The sequence below is a fragment of the Acinetobacter sp. HZNU-JH01 genome (assembly GCF_037996845.1).
GTDB classification, from domain to species: domain Bacteria; phylum Pseudomonadota; class Gammaproteobacteria; order Pseudomonadales; family Moraxellaceae; genus Acinetobacter; species Acinetobacter haemolyticus.
On the sequence record NZ_JBBMZX010000001.1, the window covers coordinates 1,260,607 to 1,281,050 of the forward strand.

Below are 20,444 nucleotides of genomic sequence, written 5' to 3' on the forward strand. Positions count from 1 at the left end.
ATTCTTTTCTACTGACTGATTTGTTCAAAAAACTAGCGAAAGTATAAATATTTATGCAATACGGAGTCTACTTTAACCTCAACGCTCTCTGGAAAATGATAGTTCAAGTTAAATGGGAACACTTATTAGAGCAGATTGAATCTTTTTATGATGAGGAAATATCAGCTACTTTATATTTTGCTGCTTTAGGCATTCAATCATTTCATCCAATACTTTCTGCCCCATGGTTGTTCGCACAAGCTCATTTAAATCCCCCTAAGAGAAAATCAGACCAAGTCGTACTTGCTGAACCAGAAGAATGTGCATAACGTCCACAAGCAGACCAGACCTTTTGATCTGATGTAATATACGCTACATATAGCTCACCTTCAGGATCATCCAATATCCATTCGCGAATAACTCTAGGTACTTGATATTTTTTCTTAGGTTTCTAACAACTTCCATACTAAAAAACCTAAATAGACAATTCCAATAGCAGATAAAAGTTCATAGAGAATCATATCACTCCTAATAACATTTCTTATTTAGCATCTAATTAGGATAAAAACAGCACGACTCGTTAAATATTGGCTTCATAGGTAGTATATAAAATTCCGCCCAATAAAAAACACCCCTAACCGTTAGGTTAGGGGTGTTTGAATTTAAAAGCTGGCGATGACTTACTCTCACATGGCAAGTGCCACACTACCATCAGCGCGAAGAGGTTTCACTTCTGAGTTCGGGAAGGGATCAGGTGGTTCACTCTTGCTATTGTCGCCAGCAAACTGTTTTGGCTTTGGGTGGTCTTACTTTTGAACTTATTAAGTTCATGCCACTTAGTACCGAAAGAGTTATTAACGGATTAGTTTAATCGAGTCGTATTGTAACTAGTTTTGACACTAAATCAAGTTAAGTATTGAATTTATCTTGAATACAACAACTGTTTGGGTGTTGTATAGTCAAGCCTCACGAGCAATTAGTATTGGTCAGCTTCACACGTCACCGTGCTTCCACACCCAACCTATCAACGTCCTAGTCTCGAACGGCTCTTTAGAGGAATAAATTCCTAGGGAAATCTTATCTTGAGGTAGGCTTCCCGCTTAGATGCTTTCAGCGGTTATCCCTTCCGAACATAGCTACCCGGCGATGCGACTGGCGTCACAACCGGTACACCAGAGGTTCGTCCACTCTGGTCCTCTCGTACTAGGAGCAGATCCTCTCAAATTTCCAGCGCCCACGGTAGATAGGGACCGAACTGTCTCACGACGTTCTAAACCCAGCTCGCGTACCTCTTTAAATGGCGAACAGCCATACCCTTGGGACCTGCTTCAGCCCCAGGATGAGATGAGCCGACATCGAGGTGCCAAACACCGCCGTCGATATGAACTCTTGGGCGGTATCAGCCTGTTATCCCCAGAGTACCTTTTATCCGTTGAGCGATGGCCCTTCCATACAGAACCACCGGATCACTAAGACCTACTTTCGTACCTGCTCGACTTGTGGGTCTCGCAGTTAAGCGCGCTTTTGCCTTTATACTCTACGCGTGATTTCCGACCACGCTGAGCGCACCTTCGTACTCCTCCGTTACTCTTTAGGAGGAGACCGCCCCAGTCAAACTACCCACCAGACATGGTCCTCGTCCCGGATAACGGGACAGAGTTAGAACCTCAACATTACCAGGGTGGTATTTCAAGGACGGCTCCATTGGAACTAGCGTTCCAACTTCAAAGCCTCCCACCTATCCTACACAAGTAAGGTCAAAGTTCAATGTCAAGCTGCAGTAAAGGTTCACGGGGTCTTTCCGTCTAGCCGCGGGTACACTGCATCTTCACAGCGATTTCGATTTCACTGAGCCTCTGCTGGAGACAGCGCCGCCATCATTATGCCATTCGTGCAGGTCGGAACTTACCCGACAAGGAATTTCGCTACCTTAGGACCGTTATAGTTACGGCCGCCGTTTACTGGGGCTTCGATCAAGAGCTTCGCTTACGCTAACCCCATCAATTAACCTTCCAGCACCGGGCAGGCATCACACCCTATACGTCCACTTTCGTGTTTGCAGAGTGCTATGTTTTTAATAAACAGTTGCAGCGGCCTGGTTTCTGTGGCTGCCAATAGCTCAGGGAGCAAGTCCCATCACCGTCAGCAGCGTACCTTCTCCCGAAGTTACGGTACCATTTTGCCTAGTTCCTTCAGCAGAGTTCTCTCAAGCGCTTTGGTCTACTCGACCTGACCACCTGTGTCGGTTTCGGGTACGATTCCTGTGTAACTGAAGCTTAGAGACTTTTCCTGGAAGCATGGTATCAGCCACTTCACTGTACAAGTACAGCTTGCTATCAACTCTCAGCATAGAGCACCCCGGATTTGCCTAAGATGCATGCCTACTGTCTTCCACCTGGACAACCAACGCCAGGCTGACTTAACCTTCTCCGTCCTCTCATCGCATTACACAGAAGTATTGGAATATTAACCAATTTCCCATCGACTACGCCTCTCGGCCTCGCCTTAGGGGTCGACTCACCCAGCCCCGATTAACGTTGGACTGGAACCCTTGGTCTTTCAGCGAACGGGTTTTTCACCCGTTTTGTCGTTACTCACGTCAGCATTCGCACTTCTGATACCTCCAGCATACTTCTCAATACACCTTCATCGGCTTACAGAACGCTCCCCTACCACTTGACTTAAAGTCAAATCCGCAGCTTCGGCACATAGTTTTAGCCCCGTTACATCTTCCGCGCAGGCCGACTCGACTAGTGAGCTATTACGCTTTCTTTAAAGGGTGGCTGCTTCTAAGCCAACCTCCTAGCTGTCTATGCCTTCCCACATCGTTTCCCACTTAACTATGATTTTGGGGCCTTAGCTGGCGGTCTGGATTGTTTTCCTCTTGACTACGGACGTTAGCACCCGCAGTCTGTCTCCCGGATAGTACTCATTGGTATTCGGAGTTTGCATCGGTTTGGTAAGTCGGGATGACCCCCTAGCCGAAACAGTGCTCTACCCCCAATGGTATTCGTCCGAGGCGCTACCTAAATAGCTTTCGGGGAGAACCAGCTATCACCAGGCTTGATTAGCCTTTCACCCCTATCCACAAGTCATCCCCTGGCTTTTCAACGACAGTGGGTTCGGTCCTCCAGTTAGTGTTACCCAACCTTCAACCTGCTCATGGATAGATCGCCTGGTTTCGGGTCTATACCCAGCAACTAAACGCCCTATTAAGACTCGATTTCTCTACGGCTCCCCTATTCGGTTAACCTCGCTACTGAATATAAGTCGCTGACCCATTATACAAAAGGTACGCAGTCACACCACGAAGGTGCTCCCACTGCTTGTATGCATGCGGTTTCAGGATCTATTTCACTCCCCTCACAGGGGTTCTTTTCGCCTTTCCCTCACGGTACTGGTTCACTATCGGTCAGTCAGGAGTATTTAGCCTTGGAGGATGGTCCCCCCATATTCAGACAAGGTTTCACGTGCCTCGCCCTACTCGTCATCATTGTGTGTGCCCTTTCGTGTACGGGAATATCACCCTCTACGTTCGCACTTCCCAGAGCGTTCCACTAGAACACACACAACTTAATGGGCTGATCCCCGTTCGCTCGCCGCTACTAAGGGAATCTCAATTGATTTCTTTTCCTAAGGGTACTGAGATGTTTCACTTCCCCTCGTTCGCCTCAATAACCTATGTATTCAGTTATTGATACCCGCCTTATAGCGGGTGGGTTCCCCCATTCAGATATCTCCGGATCAAAGGATATTTGCCGCCTCCCCGGAGCTTTTCGCAGGCTATCACGTCTTTCATCGCCTCTGACTGCCAAGGCATCCACCACATGCACTTAATTACTTGACTATACAACCCCAAACAGTCGCTAACCCTTACAAGTAAGGTTAGGACAGATTGCTATGTTTGTTTTTCAACTCACATCGCTCTCATCCAGTTTGTTGCCTCGTGCACTTAAGCACCGTACAGCTTCAATCTAAATTCATATACCAAAACGCTTGATTCAGTGTTTTTGCTAGTTCTCAATATGTTTAAATCAATCAAATTACTTCGATCAATCTAAATTCTTGAGTGAACAATTTATTTCAGACTCAATTCTACTAATCTGTTAATGATTAACTACAGCCTCGTCAGCTTGCAGTAAACTGTGATAAATCACAGAAGTTAATAAACTCAAATCAAAATCTCTTTTGATTTATTTAGATATTTATTAATTTCTATAATTTACTTTAGCTCGTACTTCGTAAAGTACGTGGTGGAGACTAGGAGAGTCGAACTCCTGACCTCCTGCGTGCAAAGCAGGCGCTCTACCAACTAAGCTAAGTCCCCAGCTTTAATCATAATGAACGATATATCTTTTTATCTAGCAGCTTGTGATTATTCATCACTTCGTCAGTAGTGGTGGGTCTGACAAGACTTGAACTTGTGACCCCACGCTTATCAAGCGTGTGCTCTAACCAACTGAGCTACAGACCCTCAGATACATCTTCGAAGAACAACTTGTTGTGGATTCTTACCAGCCATCAATCTTTCGTTAAGGAGGTGATCCAGCCGCAGGTTCCCCTACGGCTACCTTGTTACGACTTCACCCCAGTCATCGGCCACACCGTGGTAAGCGTCCTCCTTACGGTTAGACTACCTACTTCTGGTGCAACAAACTCCCATGGTGTGACGGGCGGTGTGTACAAGGCCCGGGAACGTATTCACCGCGGCATTCTGATCCGCGATTACTAGCGATTCCGACTTCATGGAGTCGAGTTGCAGACTCCAATCCGGACTACGATCGGCTTTTTGAGATTAGCATCCTATCGCTAGGTAGCAACCCTTTGTACCGACCATTGTAGCACGTGTGTAGCCCTGGTCGTAAGGGCCATGATGACTTGACGTCGTCCCCGCCTTCCTCCAGTTTGTCACTGGCAGTATCCTTAAAGTTCCCGGCTTAACCCGCTGGCAAATAAGGAAAAGGGTTGCGCTCGTTGCGGGACTTAACCCAACATCTCACGACACGAGCTGACGACAGCCATGCAGCACCTGTATGTAAATTCCCGAAGGCACCAATCCATCTCTGGAAAGTTCTTACTATGTCAAGACCAGGTAAGGTTCTTCGCGTTGCATCGAATTAAACCACATGCTCCACCGCTTGTGCGGGCCCCCGTCAATTCATTTGAGTTTTAGTCTTGCGACCGTACTCCCCAGGCGGTCTACTTATCGCGTTAGCTGCGCCACTAAAGCCTCAAAGGCCCCAACGGCTAGTAGACATCGTTTACGGCATGGACTACCAGGGTATCTAATCCTGTTTGCTCCCCATGCTTTCGTACCTCAGCGTCAGTATTAGGCCAGATGGCTGCCTTCGCCATCGGTATTCCTCCAGATCTCTACGCATTTCACCGCTACACCTGGAATTCTACCATCCTCTCCCATACTCTAGCTGACCAGTATCGAATGCAATTCCTAAGTTAAGCTCAGGGATTTCACATCCGACTTAATCAGCCGCCTACGCACGCTTTACGCCCAGTAAATCCGATTAACGCTCGCACCCTCTGTATTACCGCGGCTGCTGGCACAGAGTTAGCCGGTGCTTATTCTGCGAGTAACGTCCACTATCTCTAGGTATTAACTAGAGTAGCCTCCTCCTCGCTTAAAGTGCTTTACAACCATAAGGCCTTCTTCACACACGCGGCATGGCTGGATCAGGCTTCCGCCCATTGTCCAATATTCCCCACTGCTGCCTCCCGTAGGAGTCTGGGCCGTGTCTCAGTCCCAGTGTGGCGGATCATCCTCTCAGACCCGCTACAGATCGTCGCCTTGGTAGGCCTTTACCCCACCAACTAGCTAATCCGACTTAGGCTCATCTATTAGCGCAAGGTCCGAAGATCCCCTGCTTTCTCCCGTAGGACGTATGCGGTATTAGCATTCCTTTCGGAATGTTGTCCCCCACTAATAGGCAGATTCCTAAGCATTACTCACCCGTCCGCCGCTAGGTTAGGTAGCAAGCTACACTTCCCCGCTCGACTTGCATGTGTTAAGCCTGCCGCCAGCGTTCAATCTGAGCCATGATCAAACTCTTCAGTTTAAAATCATTAGTAGCTTATGGCTACAAATCTTGACTCATCAATTTTCTGACATTAATTTCTCAAATAAACTTCGAGTAATTTCTACCATTCAATCAATGAAATATTTTCAATCGATTAACCAGTAAAAATCCACACAAGTTGTTCTTCTATTCTCTTAATGATCTTCTCGATGATTCGTCATCATCAAGCTAGGTCGGCTATATTACTCTTAATCTCTTAAAAGTCAACAGGTAATTTAGATATTTTTAAAACTTATCAACCAACCCAAGAATCTAACCACTTTAGCCAAACCCTTGTTTCTCAACAAGTTTTTATCTGCATCACCGCCGATGGATGTGCATTCTACAGTATTTCCCACCCAATGCAACACCCTCCTCTATTTTTTATTTCCAAGTGAACGTTTTTAGATCAAATTTACATTTCTTCTTATATTTTGTTAGTGAATTTGCTTTAATAAAGAGTGAATAATTAAATCGTATTCCTTTTACATAGCTATTGCGTTGAGTGACGCAATCACTTTATGACAGTATTTCGCTCAAAGCGATTAAGGATTTATATGCATTACTCCAATTTTATCTTGCTTGGGTTGTTAACTGCTGGAGCATGTTCATCCGTATTTGCTCAAAATGAAGTAGCAAACGCAACGAGCCCAGCTACAGAAGCAACTGCAAGCCCAACAACTCAAAGAATAACCACAATTCAAGCAATCAAAGATTTAAAACACTTAACCAAAGATGATCTAAAAGTAAATGCAAATGCAGCCCAACCAGATGAGGTAAAAGATCCTTTACAGGGATTAAATCGAAAAATTTTTACTTTTAACGATGCTCTAGATCGTAATTTACTCAAACCTGTCGCTATACAATACGCAGCTAAAGTTCCAGAACCTGTTCGTAGCCCTTATCGCCAATTTAGAAAGAATTTAGGCGAACCTTGGAATGCTGTAAACCAAATTATTCAAGGCAAACCTAGTCGTGCTGCAAAAACATTAGGCCGCTTTACCATCAACACATTAACAACTTTAGGCTTTGCCGATCCGGCACGCCGCTTAGGTTTACAAACTGAAGAAGAAAGTTTTGGTGTGACATTAGGCTATTATGGAGTCCCTTCTGGTCCTTATGTCATGTTACCTTTTTTTGGTCCAAGTACTTTTCGTGATGGCGCTGGCCTAGCAGCTGATAGTTTTGGTCGTCCCCAAAAATATCTACTTGATGATCAAGACGGCATTTATTGGTCAACTAATGTATTACAAGCCATTGATACGCGGTCACAAATTCTAGATATTGAAGAAACGCTTAGAGGCGATAAATATTCCATGATTCGTGATTTTTATTTACAGCGTAAAGCATTCCAAATCGCTGAGAAACGAGGTGATGCGAATGATATTTCCTTTGTAAATGGAGAAGATGATTTTGATGACGATACTTCACTCGATAGTGATACTGAATAATTGATTAATAATATTGTCTTACAAACTTCAGTGTTACTATGTCATTTCGACTATAGTAACACTATGTTTTAGGTCATCTTTCATCTATGATGAATTAAAAAATGATCACCCAAAGGATTGACTATTCGTCTATGTATTTCATCCAACCTACGCGCTCAATACCTTTCTTAGATCAAGCTTTAACAGAGTTACCGACTCTACAAATCATTCAAGTTCATGATTTGGATTTATACGATCAAACGATTATTGCGATTGCTGATGTACAAGATTTTTTAAAATATCAGTGGAAACTCCCAACGATTGTGCTCGCTTTCGAGCATGAAGGCGCTGCCTTGGCTCAAGCTTGGGAAATGGGAGCTTTAGCTGGTTGGATGTGGGACAATTTGCCTAAAAATCCTAAACACGCTTTATTTAAAATTGATGCCCAATACAAACGCAATCAAGATAGTCGAGATTTGCCTTCAGCAGCTGAACTACAAAAACGCTTATTGCCAAATCCAATCACACTGCCAAATTATCAATTTGAATCTTTTTTCCAACCCTCTGCCTATTTGTCAGGTGATTGGTATGATTATTGGCGTTTGAATGATAAAGAAGTCTTATTTTATCTTGCGGATGTTTCTGGGCATGGTGTGACGAGTAGTTTATTGACTTCATGGATGGCTGCCTTTCATGGTCGTTCAAAAACACCAAGTCAATTGATAAAAAAACTGAATGCCATGTTGATGCAAGAAAATATTGAAAAACATATTACAATGGTTGCTGCTATTCTAAATTTAGAAACCAATGAAGTACGTTGGTCTAGTGCGGGGCACTACCCCCCTCCAATTATTTTTGAACCAAACCAACCACCACAAATTTTAACCACGAGTAGTTTTCCTTTAGGTCTTACAGAAGAACTAGACGTGGAAGAACATCATTGCATCCTCAACCCTCAAGCACGGTTTATTTTATGCTCAGATGGCGCATTAGAACCTTTTGATGGCAGGCTCAATGATCAGTTCAACCAATTAGTTGAACATCTTCAGAACAATGCTTTCCAAGCTCCTGAACATGTTGCTGACGATATAGCAATCCTAAGTCTCTGTCGATTGAATTAACTTTAAAATCAATATTTTAACCAAGTCACACCATCCAAGTACTTGTGTCTAGAATATCACTATGGGATAATTTTATATCCTTTCTCTGAAAATGGCATTTATATGTCAACAGGTCATGTTGAATATGCAAGTTTGAACGGAACGCATATTTTCAAGCTTATTGGCGAAGTGCGTGCTCACTCTTGTATAAGTCTAGACAAACTACTCAACCGAATTGAACAGCAGCAAAATGTTGTTGGTGCAATCGTTGACTTAACCCAAACCACATTTATTGACAGTACTGTTTTAGGCATACTGGCAAAATTAGGTTTAAAGCTTAAGCAAGCTCACAACATACAAGCTGTCATGCTTTCAACGAATCCAGATATTACAACCTTGGCCAATAGTATGGGCTTAGGGCAAGTATTTGTGATTTTAAATTATTGTGGCGATCCAAATGTATGCACTTTAGAGCTTACAGAAGAACATGTCACACATAGTGCTATGTTAAATACTGTACTTGATGCGCACAAAACGCTGATGCGCTTAAATGAAAACAACCAGAATATGTTTGAACCACTGGTTAAACAGTTGCAAAAAGAACAAGACTGCTTGAGTAATGATGATCACAAGCAAAATGCTTAATCATTAAATTATATATTTCGGCTAGCTTATGACCTTACTTTCCGTTGTACAAATGAACTCCCAAGATGATATTGAATTAAATTTCTCTATTATCGAATCATTGATTCAACAAAGTAAGGATCAAGCTGCTGAGCTAATCGTTTTTCCTGAAAACTTTGTTTGTTTTGCCGCAGGTAAACAACGTCAGACTGCAGAACAATTTGAAAGTATTCAAAAACGTTTAGAAGATTTAGCACATCGTCATCAGATCTGGATTATCGCTGGCACACTTCCTTGTCCATACCGCCCTAATGGTTCAATCATTTCTGACGGTCGGGTTCGTACGGTAAGTTTATGCATTAGTCCTGAAGGTACTGAAGCACGTTATGACAAAATTCACTTATTTGATGTTCAAGTCGGTGATGCTGTAGGCGGTTATCAAGAATCAAAGTTTTTTGAACCTGGCGATGAAACCATTATTGCCAAAACTCCTTTTGGCAATATTGGTCTTATGGTCTGCTATGATCTGCGCTTCCCTGAGCTGGCTCTAACACTGCGCCAACAAGGAGCCAATATTTTAACAGCACCTGCAGCATTTACTTACACGACAGGTCAGTTGCATTGGCAACTACTGCTTCAAGCACGTGCGATGGACAGCCAATGCTATGTTCTTGGTGCAGCACAACAAGGATGGCATGGGCAACAACACCAAACATGGGGACATGCAGCTATAACAGATAGCCGTGGACAGCTCCTGCAAATATTGAACACTGAAGGTCATGCTTTAATTACCAGTGCAATTGATCTAACAGAACAAAAGACCATTCGTCTCTCAATGCCATTGATGCAACATCGTCGATTATTGAACTATTAATTTTTATCCCAAATACTTGTGATCAGCATAATTGAAAAATTTAAATCTGACTGAACTGGTCAATTTTCAGCTATATGCTGGGATTAAATCGTGATTTAATACAAATGATTAAATGACTTAAAACCAAAGCAAAATTGTGCTTTGATTTAATCACCACTCACGACCATTTTTATTTTAAGCTTTAATTCATGTTTAGATTGATTGCAGCATTTTTACTTCTTGGGGCTACTACACAGCTACACGCAACATCAGTAGATGAAAATACACACGAGTCAACACCGACATCCACTCATTCAATGACACCACAAAATTTATCTTTAAATGCATTTGGTCAGTGGGTTATTGGCTGGGGTACAGGTCCAGAAGGTGCGAGACAGCGTCTAGATTATATTCAACGTGAAGATGTGGTGATTATTAAACAAAAAGGCACAACACTGGAAATGATTCGTGCATGGCAACAATATTATGAAAACGAAGTCCAGAATAATGCCAACAATCCAACAGCACGCTATCGTGCTCGCCTGATGAAAAAAATTGCAGACTTATGGTAATTTTTTCTTGTAATCTTTCTTTCAGTATTCGCATAAGTCTCAGCACTTATGCTTTTTTATTTTAAGGGTATAGCAACGTTTGCTGACTTGTATTTTAATTTAGATCAAGTACGATCAAATGGCATTGAATAGTATTATTAGGAATAAGAATTATGTCTCTTGAACAAGTTGTTTATCGCGCAAAAGCAAAAGCGACTGGTGGTCGTGATGGTCGTGCCACCTCTTCTGATGGTGTATTGGATGTCAAATTAGGTGTTCCCAAAGAAATGGGCGGTGCTGGTGGTGAAGTGACCAATCCTGAACAGCTTTTCGCTGCTGGTTATTCGGCATGTTTCTTAGGTGCTATGAAGTTTGTCGCAAACCGAGATAAATTAAAAATTACCCAAGATGCTTATGTCGAAGGTGAAGTTGGGATTGGCCCCATTCCGAATGGTTTTGGGATCGAAGTCACATTGAATGTGTATCTAATTGGCTTGGAACAGGCTGAAGCTGAACAACTTGTAGCAGCAGCGCATATCGTCTGCCCTTATTCAAATGCGACACGCAATAATATCGATGTAAATTTTAATATCGTAACTGCTTAACCAAATAAAAAACAGCATGCATTAGCATGCTGTTTTTTTATAATCTTAATTAAAGCTTACTCTTCAGCAGCTTCATTGGTAACTCGTAAGACTTCCTCTAAAGTGGTCTTACCTGCTAATACCTTTAATAAGCCATCATCACGAATAGACGCAGCTTGACGACGTGCATGATTTTCCAACTCATATTCAGCAGCATTACCATGAATCAAACGGCGCATTGACTCATCGACAGGAACAATTTCATAAATCGCGGTTCGCCCACTAAAGCCTACATGTGAGCATTTATCGCAACCATGAGGTTCTGGCAGCTCCATATGCTCATCTACTTTTAGATGTTGAAAGACTTGCCGCTCAAAAGCATCAGCTTTACGCCAAGTCACACAATGCGGACATAGGGTTCGAACCAGACGCTGTGCAATCACACCAATCAATGAGCTTGCCAGCAAGAAGGGTTCAATTCCCATATCTTTTAAGCGTGTCACCGCACCAATTGCAGTATTGGTATGTAGCGTTGATAACACCAAGTGACCCGTTAAAGAGGCTTGTACTGCAATTTCAGCAGTTTCTAAATCACGGATCTCCCCCACCATCACCACATCAGGATCTTGACGTAACATCGCTTTGAGTGCACGTGCAAAGGTCATATCCACTTTGGTATTCACTTGCGTTTGCCCAATGCCTTCCAATTGATATTCGATTGGGTCTTCAGCCGTCAGAATATTGCGCGTATTGTCATTCAGATCAGAGAGGGCTGCATATAGAGTAGTGGTTTTACCCGAACCTGTTGGTCCAGTTACCAAGATAATGCCATGAGGACGATGCACCAACTGAGTCAAACGATCATAATCATTTTGCATTAAGCCTAAATGGGTCATATTTAAACGCCCAGCTTGCTTATCCAACAAACGCATTACCACACGTTCACCATGCGATGATGGCAATGTTGAAACACGCACATCGACTTCACGTCCAGCAAGACGTAATGAAATACGACCATCCTGAGGGATACGCTTTTCAGCAATATCCAACTTTGCCATGACTTTGATACGTGAAACCAATAACGGTGCTAATTCACGGCGTGGTTGTACGATTTCTCGAAGCTGACCATCCACTCGTAAACGTACTGAAAGTTTTTTCTCGAAAGCTTCGATATGAATATCAGATGCGCTTACTCGAATCGCTTCGGACAATAAGGCATTGATCAACCTGACGATTGGCGCATCATCTTCTTGATCCATTAAATCTTCAGCCTCAGGTACTTGATCAGCGAGACTCAATAAATCAGGATGATCTTCCAAGCCTGCCGCAACTTGCTGCGACTCACCTGTATCCCCGGCATAGCTCGAACTTAATAAAGCATGAAACTCTTGATCGGTACACAATTGATCATGTCCCGACTTCCCCAAAATTCGTCGAGCTTCCTGCAAAGCAATTCGCGCAGTATCCTTACGCCGCACAATAAAAACTTGATCGCCTTCGTAACGGAACAAAACACCATGACGTTTGGCAAAACTATAAGGAATTTGTATTTGTTTAAGTATTTGCATCACACAAATAATGATAAGAGAAAGTATTGAGTGTACTCTAAGCAGATTACAGCGTGAAGTCTGTTTAGCATACTCACAAAGGAATTTTGCATCTTGTCTCAAAATAATCAATACGAAACTCCACATTCAAACAGTTTGAAGTGGTGGGGCGAACAAAAATTCGATATTCAGCAAGCCAAAGCTTGGCAATTCGGTTCATTGCTATTCCGCCTTACCCGTGGAATCAAAGAATGGCGTCTAGAATATCATCGCCCTCAATCTCAGCATGACTATGAGCAGCAATGGCAAGCGTTGCTGGATACAGAGTTTGCAATGCCACACCCTGCAAAAATTGAACGCTATATGTTTCACAAAACCAATGATAGCTTTCATTTAATGCCTCGCTTAGCAGATCGATCTGTGGTAATTAAACCCGTCGATCCGATTTATATCCCCGCAGGTCAACGTGGTACGCTCTATATCAGCACACCGTTATGGATTGCAGGCTTGGTGGATGGCTTAACCGAACCGTTATTCGACATTCCTGTCATTCAACCTAAAGACACTTGGTTTGGTAAAAGTCCTCAACAAGGTGAAGTTTGTTACGCCACTTCTGTTGATGGTCGAACTGATCTCAACTTATTACCACCCCGTGCCTTCCGAGCCGTTACACCGATTGAATTTCACAACACCAGTCATCACCAATTACGTTTTGATCGAATGAATGTCCCCGTTCCTGCACTGCCGCTATTCTATAGTGAAGGCACTGGACGACTATGGACCTCGAAAATTAAAGTTTATTATGATGGTGAAGAGTTAGTTCGTATTCGAATTGAAAATCGAACACCACATCAGGCAGGTGAAGTCACTTATATTCATCCTCCACGCTCACCCAATAGTACTTTTTTAAATATGTTTGATTCATTCTTTTAAGAGGTTGCTATGCCAGATACTAATATTCCAAAAGATGTTGCTAGCAACCTCACCAGTATTTTCACCAATATTAATTTTGAACGGCTCAGTGAAATCACAGTCGCGATTATTTTGTGTTTTATCGGGTTTGTGATCGCTCGATTAGTATCCAATGCTTTTATCCGCACGATTGGCAGCCGTTTCAATGCACACCAACGCTTACTGTGGCGTCGGGGTATTTTTTACTTTATTTTCTTGTTATTCATTATGACCAGCTTGAGGGAAGCTGGCTTTAAACTTAGTGTCTTCTTAGGTGCAGCGGGTATCTTAACTGTAGCTTTGGGTTTTGCTTCACAGACTTCTGCCACCAACTTGATTAGCGGTCTATTCTTGATTGGTGAAGGCTCATTTGAAGTCGGTGATACCATTCAAATCACGCTCATTCGTGGTCAGACTATTGAAGGTGAAGTCATCTCAATCGACCTCTTATCCGTCAAACTCCTGACTTTGGATAATGTCTATATTCGCCTCCCCAATGAACAACTGATTCGAACTCCAGTAATGAACTTATCAAAGTATCCGATACGAAGGATTCCCATCACATTGGCGATTAATTTCCATGAAGATATTATTAAAGTCAGACAAGTTCTATTGGAAGTTGCTACAAAATATCCACTGGTCATGGATGATCCAAAACCCGCAGTCGCTGTCACAGCATTTAGAGAATCAACCATTGAACTTTTATTTTCTGTGTGGTGTCGTCAAGAAAATGCATTGAAAGTACGCGATGAAATGCAAGAACGTGTTCGCAATGGATTCTTGGAAAACTCAATCGAAATCCCAGTGCCTAAAATGGGCTTAATTGACCGACCTCAACCTTTAGAAAATGATGAAATCGATCAATACGCAAACCAGAAAGCACTCAAAAAAGAACCGAAAGAGAGTTAATCAGCTCTCTTTCTCAGTCTGATCAAGTACAGGTGGCAATGGCGCTAAATAGGCAATCACCAACATAATTGCCCCTGAACCAATAAATGAAATAACACGCGTCAACGTACCACTTTGAGATAAGTCCAGTAATAACAGCTTAGCAACTACGATTGCCAATAATGCCGCCCCAACAAACCAAATCTGACGAAGATGGCGGCGACTAGAAAAAGTCATCAAAATAAATGCCAAAATAACCCAAAGCAACGTTAAGCTTAATTGCACATCACCATTCGACCAAATTTCCACACTCCATAGTGGTGTGTTGAAATAATGATGCATTGCTCGCACCACCACACTACTCAAAACCAATAATCCCATCAAAATCGTCGAGACTTTGAAGCTCCATTCAATTGAACGTTCAGTACTGAAGTCATGGTGATAAATAATCCAAATCAGACCAGCAAACATCAACAATGAGAAAATATCAGTAAAATTTAACAGTGGGAAAAAGTAATATTGCTCAGCAGAATAAGGATCTAAACTAATCAACAACAACCAGAACAAGGTTAAGCACCAAACAGGTAATTGTTGAAGTAACTGCATTCGTTTTGAGCTAAATGACCACACCCCATAGAGAAGTGGAACAATTGCAAGTGCGACAATCGGCATCGCTGGAAATAGAGCTAAACCAATAATCGCCAGACTTAACCACAACAAGGTTGACCAAATATCTGTATATACTTTGGAATTAGAAAATTTGAGACGAAGTAGCATCAGACTGAGAAGCACTGCCGCCAGCGCAAAAGTGGCCTGACTTAAAGCACTTGGCCAATGCCATACTGCATATACGTTTGCTGCAAAACTTGCTGCATAAAGTAAAAATAACAGACCCGCCAACAAGATCAACTGAATACGATCCCAACGGACTTGGCCTTTGTAATCAACAAGCAAGCTATAAATTACGAGTAATCCAGTTGCAATCGCTAAATATGGACTCAAACCATGTTGTTGCCATTGCATGAATTCCACACCTGCAATCGCTCCTGCATACATACCCAAAATGACAAATATGCCACTTAGCATACGTGCACTGAAATATTTCTCCACATCCTGATAATGTAGTAAATAAAATGCTGAAATGAATTGAGCCAATGCATAAATCATAGTACTCAAAATTGGAAATTGCTCAGTTGACCAAACCTGAAAAATCAATGCCACTGAGCTTAACAACACTAAGGCAACCCCAATATAACGGCTAAGACGATAACGTTCCGTTACCCCCCAAACAATTAAAGCAGTTCCTTGAATTACCCACCCCGTTGAAGTCCAATGTGCACCTTTGGCCAATGGAAAAATCAGTGCCAAAAATACGACTGCAAGAATAAAAAAGCTTTTTGCCAAAATCGAAAGCTGTGGATATTGGCGCTTAATCCAGATATTTAAAACTAAATAAATTAAGGCAAGCGCAACAGCTCCCCAAGTCAATGCTTGAGTCGAGTTATGCATCAGATAAGCATGCAGAGAAAAACCCAATACGGGCACACTAAAAATCAACCCGATATCTAAAATCGGCTGTAAACGAGGCATATCTAGTTTTACATCATCATGCTGCTTTTGAGCACGTAACATCAACTGGCTATAGCGAACACTCAACCAAATAAATAGTGCAATATGCAACCAGAGGATGATATCCAGCGTATTAAACTGTTGACGATCAGCATAAATGCCAATCACAGCACCGCCGATTAACATCGTGGCAAAAAAAGCAATTTGATGCAGAATTTTCCAAGGCTGAATAAAATTAACAACAGCAACGGCTAGGTTAATAAGGAAGTAATAAGAAAACAGAAAAATTACATCTGGATGGTGTTGCGGAATCACCAACGGCGCAAGATAAGCCATGGTCAATGCCAACAATGCCAAATACAAGGCTTGTTGCTTTAGACTGAGATAAACAGTCAGCGAGAGCAAAATCACAAATAAAATGCTTGCACTCGTTAGACTTGCAATCACACTAAAATGATGTGAGAAGATCAATGTCAGAAAAACAACTGCCAATCCCAAACCTTGTAAAGCAACTGCAAATAACTGATTTTTCTTTTGTAATATATATCCTACAAATGTCGTTATACCTCCAGCAGCGGCAATAAAGCCAAGCTTAGCACTCAAACTTAACTGCCAATGTTCGCTTGCAAATCGAAGCAATAAGACAACCCCAACCATAAGTACAGCCACGGCAACACGCAAAATAGGATTACCATGCATCATCCAATCAACAGCAGGTCGCCACCATGTTGGTTGTTCGATTTGTTTTGAACTCATCTCATCTATAGAGGATTGTGTGGTTTGATCATGCACAGGTGGTTGATCAGCACGCATCCATGCTGGCTGCTCTGATTGTGAACCGGAAGCGGATAATGACGATTGTGGTAATGGGGCTTGAGTCAAGGAATCTGGATTTTGGAGTTGTGGGGACACCTTCGTAAGATTGTCAGTTTTAGACAGACTCTGATGATATTGCTCTAAATGTAAAAGTCTCGTTTGAAATGCACTCATGGTTTGAATCAGACACAAAGTAAGCACCAATAATGCCCCACCCGCTAACCACATCCACGTATTGGCATAAGCAAAAAGTGCAATCAGTGAAGTACTATATATAACGATTCGTTGAACAGTAATACTCGCCGTTTGTGCGAAATAACTGGGTGCAGCCTGTTCCAATTGGCGTAAACGCTGATGAATCTCAGAAAGAATGTGCACAATAACGACAGTTAGACCAATTGCCGCGGCAACAATTGTTGCTTGCCACTGGAAAGCAACAGCAAAACCCAACAAAACAGTCAATGCAATTAAAACAATAATAATTCCCTGTTTATCTTTTTTATACATAGGCTTAGATCAATAATGACAAATTTATTAAATCTATCTTACTGGATCACTGGGTAAGCAGCTATTTTTACATACAAAATTCTGCAATTTTTAAACGACACCAGCCGCCGCCTGATCACACCACAACAGGGACAACCCAGACTTTTTCACGTAAAATACCCGTCAGTTCATAATAAGGATTTGCACAATGCCACCTTTTGTCTTGGTTGACGGGTCTTATTTTTTATTTCGTGCTTTTCACGCATTACCACCATTAACCACATCTACTGGCTTACATACCAATGCAATACGTGGTGCAAGTTCTGCGATTCAAAAACTCATGCGTCGCACTCAACCGACGCACATGGCGGTTATTTTTGATACACCAGAGCCCACCTTTAGGCATAAATTATCACCAATTTATAAAGGTGATCGCCCAAGCATGCCTGAGGAGTTATCACAACAAATTCCTTATTTACATGCACTGATCAAAGCACTAGGCATTCCCCTTTACAGCCTTCCTGGTGCTGAAGCCGATGACATTATTGGCACATTAACCAAACGTGCGCTTTCAGAAGGTCACCATGTTCTTATCTCAACAGGAGATAAAGATATGGCGCAACTTGTCAATCCACATGTAAAGCTAGAGGATAGTTTCAAAGAGCGTGTTCTTGATGAAGCAGGTGTTTTAGAAAAGTTTGGGGTACATCCACATCAAATTATTGATTATCTTACGTTGATGGGCGACGCCTCTGATGGCATCATGGGAGTTCCTGGCGTAGGTGCTAAAACAGCAGCAAAGCTACTCACCGAATATGGCTCACTCGACAATATCATTGCCAATGTAGATCAACTCAAAGGCAAAATTAGCCAGAATATCAAAGATAATTTGGACAATATTAAAATTGACCATCAGCTTGCGAGTATAGTCTGTGATCTTGATTTAGCCTTAGATTGGCATGATCTTAAACTCAGCAATCCGAATATTAATCAATTACGTGATCTCTATACTGAATTAGAATTTCGTAATCAATTACAGTCTTTGGATCATCCTAACAACCCAAATACGCCTGCATATCAACAGACCTCGCAAAGTATTGTTAAATCAGAACAGAAAACTGAGCAAGTCATCGCCGAGGATCATGCCAATCTCTCTAGTCAAGATGATCAATTAGGTGATGCAACTTATCATACGGTGCTCACGCAAGCAGATTGGGCGACATTGTTGCAACGCATGCAACAAGCAGATCATTTTGCGATTGATACAGAAACAACCAATTTAGATTATCGTATTGCTGAACTTGTTGGTTTCTCAGTCGCATTTGATGCACATGATGCCTATTATGTTCCTGTTGCTCATGATTATGAAGGAGCACCTGAACAACTCAATCGTGAACATGTTCTGGAACAGATCAAACCGATTCTCGAAAACGAACAAGTAAAGAAAATCGGACACCATTTAAAATATGATGCTCATATCTTTGCCAATCATGGTATTACGATCCAAGGTTGGTACTTCGACACCATGCTCGCTTCTTATGTATTGAATGCAGCAGCGACACGACATGGTATGGATGATGTAGCACGCGTTTATCTCAGCCATTTAACAACCACTTTTGAACAAATCGCAGGCAAAGGTGCGAAACAAAAAACCTTTAACCAAATTGAACTCGAAGTTGCTGCGCACTATGCTGCTGAAGATGCTCATGTAACCTACCGTCTATATGAAGTGTTATCCGCTAAACTTAAACATCATCCTGAACTTGTAAATATTCTACATAACATCGAAATGCCTGTTGCACGCGTACTAACAGGTATGGAAGAAGATGGGATTAAGCTTGACCACGCATTCCTAGATCAACTCAGCGTTGAATTCTCTGAAACTATGCAAACTTTAGAGAATCAAGCCACCGAATTAGCAGGCGAAGCATTTAACATCGCCTCTCCAAAACAAGTTGGTGAGGTGCTATTTGATCGTTTAGGCCTCAAAGGTGGTAAAAAAACAGCTACTGGTCAATACAGCACCAGTGAAAGTATTCTAGAAAAAATCGAGCATCCTTTAGCAGAAGTAATTTTAGAGCATCGTGGTTTAGCTAAACTTAAAAATACTTATACAGATCGCTTGGTTGAACAATCGCATGATTCTACACACCGTGTACACACAAGCTATCATCAAGCTTTGACAGCGACTGGACGCTTATCTTCAACCGATCCAAACCTACAAAATATCCCAATTCGTACACCGATTGGTCGTCAAATCCGCAGAGCTTTTATTGCACCCGAAGGTCGCGTCTTGTTGGCAGCCGATTATTCACAAATTGAACTTCGTCTCATGGCGCATTTTTCTCAAGATGATGCGCTGGTCCATGCGTTCCAACAAGGTCAGGATGTGCATCGTCGTACTGCTGCGGAAGTGCTTGGTATTGATATTGAAGATGTTACCAATGACCAACGCCGTCAAGCGAAAGCCGTCAATTTCGGTTTGCTTTATGGGATGTCTGAATTTGGTTTAACCCGCCAATTAGGGTTTACACGGGAAGAATCTCGTAGCTATATTGCACGTTATTTCCAGCGTTATCCGGGCGTTTTGGATTATATGGAACGCACCCGTCAAATTGCTCGTGAACAAGGCTTTGTAGAAACCATTCTAGGTCGTCGTCTGTATACACCTGATATTTTGGCAAACAATAAAATGATCAAACAAGCTGCTGAACGTGCTGCGATTAATGCACCACTGCAAGGTAGTGCCGCCGACATCATTAAACTTGCCATGATCGCAGTCGATAAAATTTTACCAAAAGACCAAGCAAAACTTTTACTTCAAGTACATGATGAATTGGTATTTGAAGCAGATGAAACGATTGCAGATGAGCTATCTAAACAAATTGCGGAGGTGATGCAATCTGTCTTAGATATTTCAGTTCCTTTCGTGGTAGAGGTGGGCCAAGGTCAAAATTGGGACGCTGCACACTAATCCTTTGTAATAAAAAAGAGA

General features: G+C 42.3%; 11 protein-coding genes, 2 tRNA genes, 3 rRNA genes and 1 pseudogene. 9 read left to right on the plus strand and 8 right to left on the minus strand.

The features are described 5' to 3' along the window. Window positions 1–165: 165 nt before the first annotated feature. The 6 genes and pseudogenes from AAC851_RS06000 to AAC851_RS06025 form a co-directional block, all read right to left on the minus strand. A pseudogene (locus AAC851_RS06000) lies at window positions 166–500 on the minus strand (hypothetical protein). A 146-nt stretch (window positions 501–646) separates the two neighbouring features. Next, window positions 647–761, minus strand: a 5S ribosomal RNA gene (rrf, locus tag AAC851_RS06005). 173 nt (window positions 762–934) lie between these two features. After that, window positions 935–3,826 (minus strand): 23S ribosomal RNA (locus tag AAC851_RS06010). Window positions 3,827–4,230: 404 nt separating this feature from the next. Beyond that, window positions 4,231–4,306: transfer RNA gene (locus AAC851_RS06015), tRNA-Ala, on the minus strand. A 70-nt stretch (window positions 4,307–4,376) separates the two neighbouring features. Then, a tRNA-Ile gene (locus AAC851_RS06020) sits at window positions 4,377–4,453 on the minus strand. 59 nt (window positions 4,454–4,512) lie between these two features. Continuing rightward, a 16S ribosomal RNA gene (locus AAC851_RS06025) occupies window positions 4,513–6,050 on the minus strand. Together the 16S, 23S and 5S rRNA genes with 2 tRNA genes alongside form the textbook arrangement of a ribosomal RNA operon. 557 nt (window positions 6,051–6,607) lie before the next feature. Between AAC851_RS06025 and AAC851_RS06030 the strand changes: the two genes are divergently transcribed. The 6 genes from AAC851_RS06030 to AAC851_RS06055 all read left to right on the plus strand — a co-directional run bounded on the left by AAC851_RS06030 (window position 6,608) and on the right by AAC851_RS06055 (window position 11,213). Continuing rightward, window positions 6,608–7,501 (plus strand): MlaA family lipoprotein, encoded by an 894-nt coding sequence (locus tag AAC851_RS06030; RefSeq protein ID WP_004637992.1) that lies wholly within the window; start codon window positions 6,608–6,610, stop codon window positions 7,499–7,501. Window positions 7,502–7,632: 131 nt separating this feature from the next. Further along, window positions 7,633–8,601, plus strand: coding sequence for an RsbU family protein phosphatase GigA (gene gigA, locus AAC851_RS06035; protein WP_004637991.1), 969 nt, complete (start codon window positions 7,633–7,635; stop codon window positions 8,599–8,601). 102 nt (window positions 8,602–8,703) lie between these two features. Continuing rightward, a complete protein-coding gene (gene gigB / locus AAC851_RS06040) occupies window positions 8,704–9,225 on the plus strand; it encodes an anti-anti-sigma factor GigB (protein WP_004637990.1) in 522 nt (173 codons plus the stop codon). Between the two features lie 28 nt (window positions 9,226–9,253). Then, window positions 9,254–10,078, plus strand: a complete 825-nt coding sequence (locus AAC851_RS06045; protein WP_340600651.1) for a carbon-nitrogen hydrolase family protein — start codon at window positions 9,254–9,256, stop codon at window positions 10,076–10,078. 188 nt (window positions 10,079–10,266) lie between these two features. Continuing rightward, the gene (locus tag AAC851_RS06050) at window positions 10,267–10,629 is read left to right on the plus strand and encodes a DUF4951 domain-containing protein (protein WP_262444313.1); all 363 of its coding nucleotides are present in this window, start codon (window positions 10,267–10,269) and stop codon (window positions 10,627–10,629) included. A 152-nt stretch (window positions 10,630–10,781) separates the two neighbouring features. Further along, window positions 10,782–11,213 (plus strand): organic hydroperoxide resistance protein, encoded by a 432-nt coding sequence (locus tag AAC851_RS06055; RefSeq protein WP_005085262.1) that lies wholly within the window; start codon window positions 10,782–10,784, stop codon window positions 11,211–11,213. Between the two features lie 56 nt (window positions 11,214–11,269). Here the strand turns inward: AAC851_RS06055 and gspE are convergent, their stop codons facing one another. Then, window positions 11,270–12,760, minus strand: coding sequence for a type II secretion system ATPase GspE (gene gspE / locus AAC851_RS06060; RefSeq protein WP_005085264.1), 1,491 nt, complete (start codon window positions 12,758–12,760; stop codon window positions 11,270–11,272). Between the two features lie 93 nt (window positions 12,761–12,853). On the opposite strand from gspE, the gene AAC851_RS06065 reads away from it, so the two are divergent. Beyond that, window positions 12,854–13,672 carry a hypothetical protein gene (locus AAC851_RS06065; protein ID WP_004637985.1) on the plus strand — a complete coding sequence of 273 codons (819 nt, stop codon included), beginning with the start codon at window positions 12,854–12,856 and terminating at the stop codon, window positions 13,670–13,672. Window positions 13,673–13,681: 9 nt separating this feature from the next. Further along, a complete protein-coding gene (locus tag AAC851_RS06070; protein WP_340600652.1) occupies window positions 13,682–14,599 on the plus strand; it encodes a mechanosensitive ion channel family protein in 918 nt (305 codons plus the stop codon). Here the strand turns inward: AAC851_RS06070 and AAC851_RS06075 are convergent, their stop codons facing one another. Beyond that, complete coding sequence (locus AAC851_RS06075; protein ID WP_340600653.1) at window positions 14,600–17,470, minus strand: DUF2339 domain-containing protein; 2,871 nt, start codon at window positions 17,468–17,470, stop codon at window positions 14,600–14,602. Between the two features lie 187 nt (window positions 17,471–17,657). Here AAC851_RS06075 and polA point away from each other — a divergent pair, with 187 nt between their 5' ends. Further along, entirely contained in the window at window positions 17,658–20,423 is a 2,766-nt protein-coding gene (gene polA, locus AAC851_RS06080; RefSeq protein ID WP_005085272.1) for a DNA polymerase I, read from the plus strand. The last annotated feature ends 21 nt before the right edge of the window (window positions 20,424–20,444 follow it).

Bases quoted from the DNA above. Each gene is read 5' to 3' on its own strand.
- AAC851_RS06030 (WP_004637992.1), top strand. From the start codon at position 6,608: ATGCATTACTCCAATTTTATCTTGCTTGGGTTGTTAACTGCTGGAGCA.
- gigA (WP_004637991.1), top strand. From the start codon at position 7,633: ATGTATTTCATCCAACCTACGCGCTCAATACCTTTCTTAGATCAAGCT.
- gigB (WP_004637990.1), top strand. From the start codon at position 8,704: ATGTCAACAGGTCATGTTGAATATGCAAGTTTGAACGGAACGCATATT.
- AAC851_RS06045 (WP_340600651.1), top strand. From the start codon at position 9,254: ATGACCTTACTTTCCGTTGTACAAATGAACTCCCAAGATGATATTGAA.
- AAC851_RS06050 (WP_262444313.1), top strand. From the start codon at position 10,267: ATGTTTAGATTGATTGCAGCATTTTTACTTCTTGGGGCTACTACACAG.
- AAC851_RS06055 (WP_005085262.1), top strand. From the start codon at position 10,782: ATGTCTCTTGAACAAGTTGTTTATCGCGCAAAAGCAAAAGCGACTGGT.
- gspE (WP_005085264.1), bottom strand. From the start codon at position 12,760: ATGCAAATACTTAAACAAATACAAATTCCTTATAGTTTTGCCAAACGT.
- AAC851_RS06070 (WP_340600652.1), top strand. From the start codon at position 13,682: ATGCCAGATACTAATATTCCAAAAGATGTTGCTAGCAACCTCACCAGT.
- AAC851_RS06075 (WP_340600653.1), bottom strand. From the start codon at position 17,470: ATGTATAAAAAAGATAAACAGGGAATTATTATTGTTTTAATTGCATTG.
- polA (WP_005085272.1), top strand. From the start codon at position 17,658: ATGCCACCTTTTGTCTTGGTTGACGGGTCTTATTTTTTATTTCGTGCT.